Origin of the sequence: Sporolactobacillus terrae (assembly GCF_019930545.1) — a bacterium.
GTDB lineage: Bacteria > Bacillota > Bacilli > Bacillales > Sporolactobacillaceae > Sporolactobacillus > Sporolactobacillus terrae.
The window spans coordinates 3,090,346-3,102,807 of record NZ_CP082837.1 but is presented as its reverse complement, the minus strand read 5'-3'; the positions used below and the strand labels follow the sequence as shown (position 1 = coordinate 3,102,807).

At 47.6% G+C, this 12,462-nt stretch carries 13 protein-coding genes; 3 read left to right on the top strand and 10 right to left on the bottom strand.

The annotated features are described in order from the left end of the window. Nucleotides 1–68: 68 nt before the first annotated feature. Nucleotides 69–557 (top strand): GNAT family N-acetyltransferase, encoded by a 489-nt coding sequence (locus K7399_RS14940; protein ID WP_010027072.1) that lies wholly within the window; start codon nt 69–71, stop codon nt 555–557. A 39-nt stretch (nt 558–596) separates the two neighbouring features. Here K7399_RS14940 and K7399_RS14935 read toward each other — a convergent pair whose 3' ends face one another. The 5 genes from K7399_RS14935 to K7399_RS14915 form a co-directional block, all read right to left on the bottom strand. Then, nucleotides 597–767, bottom strand: coding sequence for a DUF1540 domain-containing protein (locus K7399_RS14935; RefSeq protein ID WP_010027073.1), 171 nt, complete (start codon nt 765–767; stop codon nt 597–599). A gap of 600 nt (nt 768–1,367) precedes the next feature. Next, a complete protein-coding gene (locus K7399_RS14930; protein ID WP_051577908.1) occupies nt 1,368–1,862 on the bottom strand; it encodes a hypothetical protein in 495 nt (164 codons plus the stop codon). 90 nt (nt 1,863–1,952) lie between these two features. Beyond that, complete coding sequence (locus K7399_RS14925; RefSeq protein ID WP_028976943.1) at nt 1,953–2,231, bottom strand: hypothetical protein; 279 nt, start codon at nt 2,229–2,231, stop codon at nt 1,953–1,955. 227 nt (nt 2,232–2,458) lie between these two features. Beyond that, nucleotides 2,459–3,172 carry a YczE/YyaS/YitT family protein gene (locus K7399_RS14920; protein ID WP_010027557.1) on the bottom strand — a complete coding sequence of 238 codons (714 nt, stop codon included), beginning with the start codon at nt 3,170–3,172 and terminating at the stop codon, nt 2,459–2,461. A 384-nt stretch (nt 3,173–3,556) separates the two neighbouring features. Continuing rightward, nucleotides 3,557–4,633: a C40 family peptidase gene (locus tag K7399_RS14915; RefSeq protein WP_028976942.1), complete on the bottom strand. Its 1,077-nt coding sequence runs from the start codon at nt 4,631–4,633 to the stop codon at nt 3,557–3,559. A 957-nt stretch (nt 4,634–5,590) separates the two neighbouring features. On the opposite strand from K7399_RS14915, the gene K7399_RS14910 reads away from it, so the two are divergent. Next, a complete protein-coding gene (locus K7399_RS14910) occupies nt 5,591–6,400 on the top strand; it encodes a ZIP family metal transporter (RefSeq protein ID WP_010026009.1) in 810 nt (269 codons plus the stop codon). Between the two features lie 67 nt (nt 6,401–6,467). Here K7399_RS14910 and K7399_RS14905 read toward each other — a convergent pair whose 3' ends face one another. Further along, nucleotides 6,468–6,965 (bottom strand): AAA family ATPase, encoded by a 498-nt coding sequence (locus K7399_RS14905; protein ID WP_128165983.1) that lies wholly within the window; start codon nt 6,963–6,965, stop codon nt 6,468–6,470. 235 nt (nt 6,966–7,200) lie between these two features. Between K7399_RS14905 and hemG the strand changes: the two genes are divergently transcribed. After that, nucleotides 7,201–8,583 carry a protoporphyrinogen oxidase gene (hemG, locus tag K7399_RS14900; RefSeq protein ID WP_128165982.1) on the top strand — a complete coding sequence of 461 codons (1,383 nt, stop codon included), beginning with the start codon at nt 7,201–7,203 and terminating at the stop codon, nt 8,581–8,583. A gap of 344 nt (nt 8,584–8,927) precedes the next feature. On the opposite strand, the gene K7399_RS14895 is transcribed toward hemG, so the two are convergent. Genes K7399_RS14895 through K7399_RS14880 form a run of 4 tightly spaced genes read right to left on the bottom strand, consistent with a single transcriptional unit; the run spans nt 8,928 to nt 12,421 of the window. Continuing rightward, complete coding sequence (locus tag K7399_RS14895) at nt 8,928–9,449, bottom strand: shikimate kinase (protein ID WP_128165981.1); 522 nt, start codon at nt 9,447–9,449, stop codon at nt 8,928–8,930. After that, on the bottom strand, nt 9,449–10,561 hold the full coding sequence (locus K7399_RS14890) for a prephenate dehydrogenase (protein ID WP_128165980.1): 1,113 nt from the start codon (nt 10,559–10,561) through the stop codon (nt 9,449–9,451). Before K7399_RS14890 ends, K7399_RS14895 begins: the two co-directional genes overlap by 1 nt. Beyond that, nucleotides 10,558–11,865, bottom strand: coding sequence for a 3-phosphoshikimate 1-carboxyvinyltransferase (gene aroA / locus K7399_RS14885; protein WP_128165979.1), 1,308 nt, complete (start codon nt 11,863–11,865; stop codon nt 10,558–10,560). The genes K7399_RS14890 and aroA overlap by 4 nt, the downstream gene beginning before the upstream one ends. 7 nt (nt 11,866–11,872) lie before the next feature. Continuing rightward, a complete protein-coding gene (locus K7399_RS14880) occupies nt 11,873–12,421 on the bottom strand; it encodes a hypothetical protein (RefSeq protein ID WP_128165978.1) in 549 nt (182 codons plus the stop codon). Nucleotides 12,422–12,462: the final 41 nt, after the last annotated feature.

Here is a 12,462-nt window from a genome sequence, read left to right as displayed (position 1 = left end):
TGACGGTTCGCCAATCGCCCTTGCGCATGCAGCACTTCCGAAAACACCTAAAGGAGACAAGAAACGTCATGAAGATCAGAAAAGTCCGCAAATCAGATTTAGCGCAGCTCATCGAACTGGAAAACAGCGGTTTTACTCCGGAAGAAGCCGCAACCAAGCAAGCATTCATCACCCGTATTGAAACCATCCCCGACACGTTCCTCGTCGCTGAAGAAATGAATCAAATCATTGGCTACGTCAACGGACCGGTCATTTCCATGCCGCATATTACCGATGACCTGTTTGAACAAACCATACCCAATCCGGATCGCGGCGGCTATCAGAGCATCCTCGGACTTGTCGTCGCGCCGAATTGCCAAGGAAAAGGCATTGCCTCCCAGCTCCTGCGCGCATTGGAGGATAAAGCCCGTGAAAAAGATCGCTTGACGGTGACCCTTACCTGCCGCCAATTTCTTATCCCTTTTTACGAGAAGAACGGCTACACCAACCAAGGCATCGCCGCATCCGAGCACGGCGGCATGAAGTGGTTCAATATGGATAAACCGTTAAACGAATGAGGCGAGAGCATCCGCGCTCCCGCCTCATTCAACATGCCATTAGTGATGAACTTTCGAGTGTTCCGGTTTAAACGTTTTGCAGTCGGTTTCTTCGGTTTTTGATGCTTGGTTTCCTTTGTGACTCACCACATAAATCGCGTTTGCGGAACAGTGGTTTCCTTCATCCCAGAACGTGCAGTTGTTTACTTCGCACAGTACATCTTTTGCCAAAGCGGATCACCTCCCACGATTATTATGATCACCCACCCGAAATACATGCAGCGGCCCCTTTTCCAGCAAGACAAGGGTGGGTAAATTCAATCTAAAGCCTCAACGAATGGCGTTAAAAAGACAATTCTCATAGGTATTCACGATTTTTTCACGCTCCCAAACCATTGATGTTTCACAGAAAATGACCAAGAATCGAAACTATTTCATTTCCATGCTTTTTGTTATAATTTTTTTAATTATTAGCAGGATTGAAAAGATGAATTTTATTCACAAGTGGTATGAACTGATATGGTGGATTCCCTCTATGTTGGTGTTTTTACTTATTTTAATTGACAGTTTTGTGTTTAAAAGTAGCAATTTTTCTTATTGGACAAGGTTTGAAGGTCGTTTTTGGTATTTCAAGTTTTAAGCATTAATAGGTGATGCATAATATGGCAGGCATAGACGTGTATGGACCCGCCTCATTCATTGAAAATAAGAGAAATGAATCTATTTTACTTGGATTCGTTGGGCGATCATCGGGAGTAATTAACGTGAAGTAATCTTTCTTGAGGAGTCAACAAAACACCAGTATGATGGATAAAAGCAAATAACAAATCCTTACTTGGAATGTTCATTAAATAATTCCACAATAGTCATGAACGCTTTCGTAGTCTTATCTTGAGCGGCTTCAATCTTTGATAGGCGGACATTCGTTTCAATTTGAGCCGTTTCCAAGTTTCCGATCCGGTGGTTCATAATCGATTGTCCGTCACTCAATTCACTTAGACGTTTGTCCATTGATTCAAAGTGTTTGTCCATTGATTCAAAGCGTTTGTCCATTGATTCAAAGCGTTGATCCATTGATTCAAAGTGTTTGTCCATTGATTCAAAGCGTTGATCCATTGATTCAAGGCGTTGATCCATTGATTCAAAGCGTTTGTCCATTGATTCAAAGCGTTGATCCATTGATTCAAAGCGTTTGTCCATTGATTCAAAGCGTTGATCTATCGCGTCAAACCGCTTGTCTACGCTTCCCTTAAAATCCAACATAATTTTTCTCGTGTCTGTGAGCACCTCAAAAAGTTGGTGAAATTCACTTTCCTTGTCAGTCATACCGTCCCTCCTTTTGTGTGATTTCTGTTATTATACATCCATTCGGCTATAACCAAAAGTGTTTTCGGAGTATTCCAACAACCGTTTCATTTAGAAATCGTTTACCATCACGAACCTTCCATTTTTTGTGCAGCTGCACTCTCGTGTATATTTTTTCAGGACTTGCAGATACATCGTCATAGGTGCCATCCTTACATGTACCAACGAAAAGCGTCGCAGATGTATTGTTTCCGCCTTGCGTCTCGTAATGATTCGGATGCTGCGCATAATCAACGGCATAAATTCAACAAACGAATACGTGGCAATCTCATGAATTAAAAATGGGTCTTGTTCTACAAATTCCTGTGCTTCATCCAATGCCGTATCCATTAAGATTACTCCTCCGATTCGGGGATTTCTTCTACCAGAAACGATGAATTTCTTTTTTTATAATAATGGTTCAGCTAGCTATTATGCTGTTGCAAGTGTTTCTCAACTTCTTCGATCGGTTTAAGTCCTTTTAATTGCACTTAAAGTGTAAATTCAAGCCTGAAAAAAACTGTTTCACTACTGACTAGTGAAACAGCTTTTTCCGATTCAGGGTCGTTTGCGTTTTCTCATGAATGCACGCGATCGTCATTCTTGGTTTCGCCGTGGTCAAGATTCTGATGTTTTAATGAAGGAAAAACAATCTTATCAAACACGCCAACAAGTGAACCTTGGAACAGCAATGCGAAAATTGTTCCGATATTTATCGCAAGCAGGTGCTGACCGATGATCCAGCAGATCACGGTGATGAGGATTGGCGGCATGAAGGTCACTAGCTGAGCAATTGTCGCGCTCCCTTTAAAATACTTAAAGCGGATGATCTGCATCAAGTCATCAACAGGATGAAGCATGAGATTCACACGTTGATAGATCGAAATGGCAAGTGAAATGAGGCAAACACCGAAACAATCCATCACCACTCGGACAATCAACGGAAGATCGTTTATCCCCCACAAGATCAAGTAATTACTGAGTATCCCGATTAAATAGCTGAACGGAACCATGAAGATGACGTTCCCTATGATGCGGTGCCAGTCCAGTTTGCCGATAATCACAGCATTGGCAATAATGACAGCCACACCGAATGCAAACAGTACGACAGCAAGCGGAATGCCTGTAATAAAAGTAAAATTCACTGCAGAAGCCGTCCACAGCGCACTGCCAAGATTAAGCGCAACGGTCAATGCATTGCCTAAAGAATTAAAAAGAATTGAAAGGGCAAAGTAAATCAGATTTTCACTTTGTCTTCTGGTACGTACAGGTACAGCATGATTGGCAACCACGAAAATGTTCCTTTCTTGTATCAATCTGATGCTTCGTTTCAAGCATCACTGGTTGAGTGACGTTGTCCGTGCCGGATCACTCCTCTTCATCCCAAGGACAAAAAGGTTTACCGACATACTTTAGCTAGCGTATTACTTTCTGCACGCGGGATCAATGGGAATGATGAAAAAATACTTTTTTATCGTAATTCTTTTTGCGCATCTTAAACGGTTGCCCCCCTTATCTAATAAAAAAAGTTGCGCTCGCCTAGCATTTAGCGGCTTCGCTTGTTTCGGTCAATCAGCAAAACGTCCGAAAACATGAAAAGACCGGGCAAAAAATGCCCGGTCTTTAATCCTCAATCCTGTTCTGTTCGGAGGATGGCTATATCACCAATGCTTTCCTTATTTGATCGTCAGGTGATCTTCCGGATAGATCAGATCCGAATCCAGATGATTTGCCGTCATTAACTGTTTGACGGTTGTGTCATGCTTATCGGCAATGGCCCAAAGCGAATCACCGGATTTAACGGTATAGGTTTGCTGCGGATCCTGCAGGTTGAGCTTCTGTCCCGGATGGATCATCGTGTCGGATAGGTCGTTCAAACGTTGCAGCTTTTGTACGGAGATGCCGTTTTGATTTGAGATTTCCCAAAGCGTATCGCCGACGCGTACGATGTAACTGCCATTTTTTACTGTTCCTTGTGAAGCTGAAGAAGCACTTGCACTTGGCTGCCGCACCGATGCGGATGGAGCCGACGGTGTTTTTTTAGAAACACTGCTCTTGGCTGTTTGGGTCGTCTGCTGCGCTGAGGAAGACGGCTGTGCGACCGGTGTCCTCTTCTGATCATCACTCGTTTGATTCTTCGCACCACTTGGCTGAGCCGATGCAGGCTGAGACACGTGAGTCGTTGAATCGGAAGCTGCAGAAGCTGCCTTATCTGAACTTGATTGTGCAGGCGCTGATGAAGCGGATGGCGCCGGCGCCGTTGATGATGCGGGCGTTGATTCTGCTGCCTGCTGCGAAACGGATTGGCCGGCGACAACTCTTCGCGCAGTCACAAAACGCGGCTCCCAATAGCTAGAGGCTCCTCCACCAAAGATTTGTGTTTCGCGAACCCCCGTTTTCTCCGTCTCCGCACTGATCATCCGATTATTGCCGACATAGATGCCAACATGAGAAATGCCGCTGCCTGACGTATTGAAGAAGACAAGATCACCCGGCTGCAGACCCCCACGGCTGACGGCTGTGCCGTAACCCGCTTGGCCGGCCGAGCTATGCGGCAGCTGCACGCCTAGTTTTGAAAATACGCGTTGCGTGAATCCGGAGCAGTCATTTTGCCCCCATGTATAAGATGAACCAACGCCCTGTTCAGCTACATTTACAACCGATGCTCCTGAAGCTGCTTGTGCCTGATGTGTTCCGAGACCTGTAACTGTCAACCCGCCGATTAGTGCTACGGAAAGGATGCTTTTTTTCATAAGTTGTCTACCTCCATTGCGAGCTCTAAAAGTATCTCTTTGTTTCTCAGTGTTTATGAACTTTTTCAACACCATTAATCATAGGCTCCGGACGTTGCATTCCAATAACATCCTATTGACAGCACCGATACAATCTGATTACAAAAAACGCCATCAAACTTCATATTTGCGCTATATATTCACATGGTTAACATTGGAAAACATTAATGGGTATTGTTGGTAAGACAAACCAAGCTGTACTTGGTCCTCAAACCATCCTGGTTTTTGTGTACGCTCCGATTGCTCGCTTGCCGCGGGCAGTCCAAGAGCCTCCTCAGACAGGCAGGAATCTGCGGGGTCTTGCTGGCACGCATCAACAACGCGCGATCCCGCAGGCGCCAGAGCATGAGGGGGTTCTTGGCCATTTGTGAGCGAATAAAAACGATCTCCATTTCATCTCACTTCCGTTTCATTAAGTATTCTGATCCTTCATTAAGTATCTCGTAAAATAAGCGGAGTTTTTTCGGTTATCTGCAGAATGGAGCGCGTTTCGGGGATAATAAGGGGAGGTTTTCCGTTTATGCAAAGCAAAATTCCCCATTTTCACGTCTTTTAAGTTGATAAGCGGAATCTCTCCGTCTATTAAGCTATTTTTTATTTTATTTTCTAATTAAGAGAACTTTTTCCGTCTATTCACTTTCACAGGACGCGGTTTTGAACCGTCAATGCTGTGCACGAACGACACTCAGGTTGCTCGCATCAACAGAGCGCGACCGCGGGCGATCCGAGCGTATCAAATGTATTGTGCCTGATGAAAAATGAAGAACGTTAATCAAAATGAACCAGAAATGAAATAATAACGATTTAGGAGCAATTGACGCGATCAATCACGGTAATCTTCATTCATCGGATCGGCTCATTTCTCGATAAGCGCATGCTTTCTATGATAAAATAATAAGAAAAAGGTGGTTTTGCCTGTTGCTTGGCACACTGTCCACATTGAACCCCGTTTTTCTCGCCCTGTTGGCCGGATTGTTTACCTGGGGCTGTACCGCTGCAGGTGCGGCGCTCGTGTTCTTCTTTAAAAATCTTGATAAAAAAATGGCGAATGTGATGCTCGGCTTCGCAGCCGGCGTCATGATTGCGGCCAGCTTCTGGTCGCTGATTGCACCGGCGATTGAGATGAGTGCCCACTTAGGCAAGCTCTCCTTTGTTCCTGCTTTAGTTGGCTTTCTGCTCGGAGGTGCCTTCTTGCGCCTCGTTGACCGGGTCACACCACATCTGCACCTTGGTATGCCGGTTACCGATAAAGAAGGCCCAAAAACACACCTGCGCAAAACCTTTCTGCTCGTGTTATCGATTACCATTCACAATATTCCGGAAGGTGCGGCGGTTGGTGTTGCCTTTGGTGCGGTTGTTGCCGGCCAACACGAATTGCTTATCGCCGCCATGGTTCTCGCTTTCGGGATCGGCATTCAGAATTTTCCTGAAGGCGCTGCTGTTTCTATCCCGTTGCGCGGTGAAGGCTTCTCCCGGACAAAGAGCTTCTGGTATGGACAAATGTCGGCAATTGTCGAACCGATCTTTGCGGTCATCGGTGCCTATCTCGTCATTCTTGTCACGCCGATTCTGCCCTATGCCCTGTCCTTTGCTGCCGGCGCCATGATTTTCGTTGTTATCGAAGAATTGATTCCCGAATCACAACGCGAAGGATCGACCGATCTGGCAACGGCAGCAACCATGGTCGGTTTTTCCGTCATGATGATGCTGGATGTCGCACTCGGATAACCGGTGTTAAACAAATGTTTATTTACCGAAAAATCGGCGCAATCCGCGCGTAAGCGACAAAGCGCTGTCACTTAATCCGCTGAGCAATCTGCATCGCCGCTTCCCTAGCACTGATTTCACTGACATCAATTTTAACTGTGTCCATCTTTTCATAGAGCGGCAGCCGCTCAATACTGGTTTCAACTGAATCGATCGAACGGATTCCTTTTTTCACATCATGCAGGATATGCGCACGCAGCACCTCTTCTCTGCACATCAGCGTCATTTTATGGAGCTCATAGTCGCCATGGAGGCGGTTCAGAATTTCTTCAATGATCTGTTCTTGATGCATAACCCAACAAAAAATAATGTAGTCGAAGCAGGAATTGGCAAGATACGCATTCAACAGATACGTAATATTACCGAGCACCATCCGTTTATTCTCTTCACTGAACACCCATGGATTCATCTTCCAGCACCAATCTCCATCCAAGTAGATGCTTGGCTTCAGCTGTTTGGTCAGCTGCTCGGAGACGGTGCTTTTTCCAACGCCCATGGTTCCGTTCATCATAATTAATTTTTTCATCGCCATTCCCCTCACCTTTTATGCGGTTGATTCATCGCCATTGAGCTAAAGCACTTCAGTTGCTCGCTTGAGCCGGAGCGCTTATCCCCGTTTCCTTCTAATTATAAACTTAAATTTAGATGCTGCGGCTGATCGCTATGGGGGGATCCAGTCAATGCTTTTTATACGGCCCTTCTCATAAGTCGTGTTAAAATGAAGATAGAATGATGCGTAAAAACGTATGCGGAGGATCAGGATGACAGCAAAACAGAGGATAATCATTGTCGGTGCCGGTATTTCAGGACTCGCGGCAGCCTTTTACATCAAACGTCACAAACCGGATGTCCATGTGACGGTACTGGAAGCAGCCGATCGAATCGGTGGAAAAGTCAAAACAATTTATAAAGACGGGTTTACCATTGAATGCGGTCCTGAAGGGTATATGGCCCGCAAGAAGGGACTGACCGACCTCATCAAAGCGATCGGCCTCGGCGATCAGCTTGTCCATTCCAAATCCGGCGGTTATTCGATTTATGTGAATCACCGTCTGAGGCAAATGCCAAAAGGGGCGGTCATGGGTGTGCCGACAAAGCTGCTACCAATGGTGACAACCGGCCTTGTCAGTCCATGGGGCAAACTGCGTGCGGCAATGGATTTGCTGATTCCACATGTCTATCAAGACCGAGACCTTTCCGTTCGCACATTCTTTGAAAAGCGCCTTGGAAAAGAACTGGTCGCCAACATGATTGAACCGCTTCTTTCCGGTATCTATAACGGCGACCTTTCCGATATGAGCTTGGAAGAGACCCTGCCTCAGTTTGCTTCCATTGAGAAGAAACACCGCAGCCTGATTCTTGGCATGAAAACGCTGCGCCCACCCAAACAGAAAGAAGCGGTCACTAAAAAGACGGGTGCGTTTGTCTCACTGTCAGGCGGACTGAGTGCATTGACCGAAAAGCTTGCGGACTATGCGGACGAGATCAGGCGGAACACATCGGTTTCGCAAATTAACTCTGGCCGTGTGACGCTCGACGACGGTACCGTTTTGAATGCCGATGCAATCCTTTTAGCTGCTTCTCCAAAACAATTCGGTCCACTGCTCAATTTTCCAGAAGCATGGGCACTTTCTAATGATAAACGTTCCTCAACCGCAACCGTTGCCTTTGCTTTTAAAAAAGAAGACGTTGAAGCTTTGGATATCACGGGCTACGTGGTTTCGCGAAAAGAACAGCTGCACATCACGGCCTGCAGCTTTATGGATCGAAAGTGGCCGCACCTGGCACCGGACGGTTATGCATTCGTACGTACCTATGTCGGCACACCTGAGGACCAAGCACTCGTTCACCAAAGCGATGCGGCTATAGCGCAAGCAGCCCTTGCTGATTTGCGAACGATCAGTCGAATCGGTACACCGTTGTTCTCGATCGTCACGCGGCAAATCGACAACATGCCGCAATATACCGTCAATCACAAACAGCGCGTTCACGCGTTTGAAAATGCGCTTAGTACCATTGACGGCGTCTTCGCTTGTGGTGCCATGCTTCACGGGGTCGGGCTTCCAGATTGTACAGAAAATGCCCGTCAGACCGCTGAACAAGCGGTTCATTATCTCAACACCCTTGAACATGCACACAGCTGATGAATCGACTTAAAGCGCCAGACGTATAAGAAAAACCAGGCAAAAAGCGCCCGGTCCTTACTTCCGCAGGACGCGGTGACTTTCGCGTTGTGCACAGGACGTACTGCCGCAGGATGTGGTGACTTTCGCGTTTGGATGCAGGACGTACTTCCGCAGGATGTGGTGACTTCCGCGGGGCCACAGGACATGCACGCCCCTTAGCGGAAGTTCCTCTTTATAACGCTAATCAGCGTACCAGCAAGGTCAAATTACATCCTTTCTTTACCTGTCAAAAAGCCGAAGCGTACATGCCTTCGCCTCGGCTTTGGTTTATTTTGGATTTATTCCGATCTGTTTGTGTTGGCTTATTTTCTCTTGGACTCTAATAAGTCTGCGCGTGTTAAGATTTCACGGACAATGTCTGCGGGCTTCCTATGATTTGTAACGACCGTCAAATCAGCTGCCTGCGCATAATACGCCTCGCGCTCCTCATGCAAGTGTACGAACTGCTGGGCAGACAGTTTGCGCAGTAGCGGCCGGTCCGATGCTTCCTTCAACCGAGCGCGAATAACTTCCGGTGAGGCTTTCAGGAAAATAACCGGAATACCTGATTGCACCAAAATCTTCCTGTTTTCTTCACGAACCGGTGTGCCTCCACCTGTCGATAGGATGCCCTCAGCCTGCATTGCCGAGCGCAGCACTTGCGATTCAAGATCGCGAAAGTATGCTTCGCCATGCGCGGCAAAAATTTGATTGATCGACTGGCCGGATTGAGCAACAATCAGCTCATCCAAATCCAAATGCGGCGTATGGGTCGTCTCCGCCATGAGACGACCGACCGTCGTTTTGCCGCTGCCCATGAAGCCGATTAAAATGCATTGCGCCATTATTGGTCACCTCGGATGGTTGGTAATCCGTGCCGGTCCAGTTCACATTTTGCCTGCAACCGGTCTTCCTGATTGGAAAATGACAACTGCAGCACCCCGGCCACGTCTTCACGGATTTCCAGAATATGAATATTTACTAAATTGATCTTTGCATGCTCTAAAATCCGCGTTACGCGGGCTAGCGAACCAATGCAATCCGGGAGATTAAGAAATAAGTCGTAAAAGTTCGGTGCATGCGCGCCGGTCTGTGCATTAAGATTGTCGCGCGTGACTTTCGCTTCTTTAAAAAACGTCCGGATCGATTCACGGTCGGAAGCCGCTAGTGCTTGTCTAACCTCATCCAAACACTGGCTAAACCGATCAATTTTATCAATAAGCGTTTCGCGATTGCTGAGCAGAATGTCTGTCCACATCGTTGGATCAGACGAAGCGATCCGTGTAATGCTCTTGAATCCTCCTGCAGCCAATTTCAACGAAAGCGGCGAATTTCGAAATTCATTCTGGGACATGTTCACCAATCCGGAAGCCAAGATATGCGGGAGGTGACTGATCTGTGCCACGATCCGATCATGCCGGCTGGCGGAAACCGTCAGCCATTTGACGGACAATTCGGACAGCAGCTCTTGCAGCGCACGGGCAGCCGCTTGATGCCGCTCATCAATCAGCGTATCGTTGATCAGAAAATAATAGGCACTCTGAAACAAATCTGCACGGGCAGCACGTATCGTCGTCTTGTGCCAGCCGGCCATCGGATGCCCGCCGATAAAAATAACCTTTTTTTCCGTAAGTTTCTGTGCGTGCTGCATGATCGCTTGCTTCGTACTGCCGACGTCGGTCACAATGACTTCAGGTTTCAGGCTCAGTTCTGCAAGCGTTTTGATATGGTCAATAATAATCCCGACCGGTGCAGACAGCACGATCACATCGGCGTTGGCGGCAACTTCGTTAAGCTGCAGCGAACCCTCATCAATGATTCCGGACCGTTTTGCGTGCTCAAGCACATCGGGGCTGACATCGACAGCAACAATCCGCTCATCCGGCCATTTCTTGCGAATCGCCAGCGCAATCGATCCGCCAATAAGTCCCAAGCCATCGATTAAAATCGTTTTCATCGCTCCGCAGTCCCCTCTTCGCAAAGCTGCTTAAGATCGTCAAAAAAACCGGGATAGGAAATATTAATTGCCGCCTCGTTTTCCAAATAAAGCGAATTGTCGCAGAGAAGCGCCGCAACCGCCAGCATCATCCCGATACGATGATCGCCATGTGTATCGACCCGATCACTCATCTGAGGGTTCAATGCCGTCTGTCCATGAATGATCAAACCATCTGGCAGTTCTTCGATGCGCGCACCAAGTTTCGTCAGTTCTTCGGCAACCACCGCAATACGATCCGTTTCTTTGACGCGTAGCTCTTCCGCACCGGTAATGGTCGTTGTTCCTTTCGCCTGAGTAGCCAGCAGGGCGACCAAAGGCAGTTCATCAATAACACTCGGAATCTCTTCCTGTGACAGATGAATTGCTTTTAAATGGGCATGGCGCACCCGCAGATCACCGGACGGCTCCACCTGCTTCTTTTCGTTAAGCACGTCGACGGAAGCCCCCATGCGTTTTAATACATCCAGGAAACCGGTACGTGTCGGATTAAGCCCAACATTTTTCAACGTCACCTCGCTGCCCGGAAGCAGTGCCGCCGCAGTAAGAAAGAAGGCGGCTGAAGACATATCGCCCGGTACCGTAACGTTTTGCCCGGTCAGTTGCGGCTTCCCCATCACTTGAATCGTCCGTCCATGCTGATAAATCTCGCCACCAAAAGCCTTGAGCATCCGTTCCGTGTGATCTCGGGTTTGCAGTTTCTCAATGATGGTCGATTCACCGCACGTCTGCAATGCGGCCAAAATCAAGGCACTTTTCACTTGAGCGCTGGCGACCGGTAAACGGTAGTTGAGTGTTTTGAGATTTCGCTGTCCAAAAACAGTAATGGGCAGCGTCCCTTTTTCGCCGACTTGAAAACGTGCACCGGCTTGAGAAAGCGGCTCAGTGACCCGTCGCATTGGCCGCCTGCTTAGCGATGCGTCGCCAAATAGCTCCGTCGTAAACTGTTGCCCGCTTAGTAAGCCGAGCAGAAGACGGGTTGTCGTCCCGGAATTGCCCATATTCAGCGGATGGCGCGGCAGCTTCAGACCATTCGGTGTGCCATGAACACGAACATGGTCGCTGCTGCGTTCGATCACGACACCCATGTCCCGAAACGCCTGAATCGTTGTGAGACAGTCCTCGGACGGCAAAAAATTGTTGACTTCAGTCACGCCGCTGCTGATCGCACCGAAAATGATACTGCGGTGGGAAATGCTCTTATCCCCTGGAACATGGAGCTGTCCATGAAGCCCTCTCCGAATCGTTGTTGTTAACTTTTTCATCTGACATTCACCTTGATCGCTTCAGTATTTTGTATACGCACCAAACCATATCAACCGCATAGGTTTTTTCAATCGTTTCTTGCTCGCCAAGACTGATGATTTTCTTGTTGGTCACAACAAGTTGAGCGTGGTTTAACCGATAGTTCTGGTAAGCTAAATATTTGCTGTCCGTGTAACGAATTTCCACCGAGCGGTCACTGTTCTGCAAATACTTCTTTAATAAGGCGGCTGTTGCCGGATGTGTATAGGCAATGGCATGAGCCGCATCCTTCCTGCGGACTAATACAAGCGGATCAAGTTGAGCGTGAAAACAGTCGACCAGTTTCAACTGCTCCAAACAGCCGTAATGAACGTCCGCCCAATCAATGTTTCTACGCGAGGATTTAAATGCTGCCGGTATAAGCAGAAAATCGCCCACAAACGCATCCAAATGATTGATCACGGACTCGAAGCTGTCATGAAGTACAAGAGTTCCCTTGTCACACTGATGCCGAAGATAATCCGATGCCGCTTCGCAACTGTCCGTTTCTGCAGGTCCTAAAGTATGGATAATCACGCTCAGCACTCCTTCACGCTGTCCCCAGTCTATGACACACA

Bases quoted from the DNA above. Each gene is read 5' to 3' on its own strand.
- K7399_RS14890 (WP_128165980.1), bottom strand. From the start codon at position 10,561: ATGAAAACGATTTTAATCGATGGCTTGGGACTTATTGGCGGATCGATT.
- hemG (WP_128165982.1), top strand. From the start codon at position 7,201: ATGACAGCAAAACAGAGGATAATCATTGTCGGTGCCGGTATTTCAGGA.
- K7399_RS14905 (WP_128165983.1), bottom strand. From the start codon at position 6,965: ATGAAAAAATTAATTATGATGAACGGAACCATGGGCGTTGGAAAAAGC.
- K7399_RS14915 (WP_028976942.1), bottom strand. From the start codon at position 4,633: ATGAAAAAAAGCATCCTTTCCGTAGCACTAATCGGCGGGTTGACAGTT.
- K7399_RS14925 (WP_028976943.1), bottom strand. From the start codon at position 2,231: ATGGATACGGCATTGGATGAAGCACAGGAATTTGTAGAACAAGACCCA.
- aroA (WP_128165979.1), bottom strand. From the start codon at position 11,865: ATGAAAAAGTTAACAACAACGATTCGGAGAGGGCTTCATGGACAGCTC.
- K7399_RS14895 (WP_128165981.1), bottom strand. From the start codon at position 9,449: ATGGCGCAATGCATTTTAATCGGCTTCATGGGCAGCGGCAAAACGACG.
- K7399_RS14930 (WP_051577908.1), bottom strand. From the start codon at position 1,862: ATGACTGACAAGGAAAGTGAATTTCACCAACTTTTTGAGGTGCTCACA.
- K7399_RS14940 (WP_010027072.1), top strand. From the start codon at position 69: ATGAAGATCAGAAAAGTCCGCAAATCAGATTTAGCGCAGCTCATCGAA.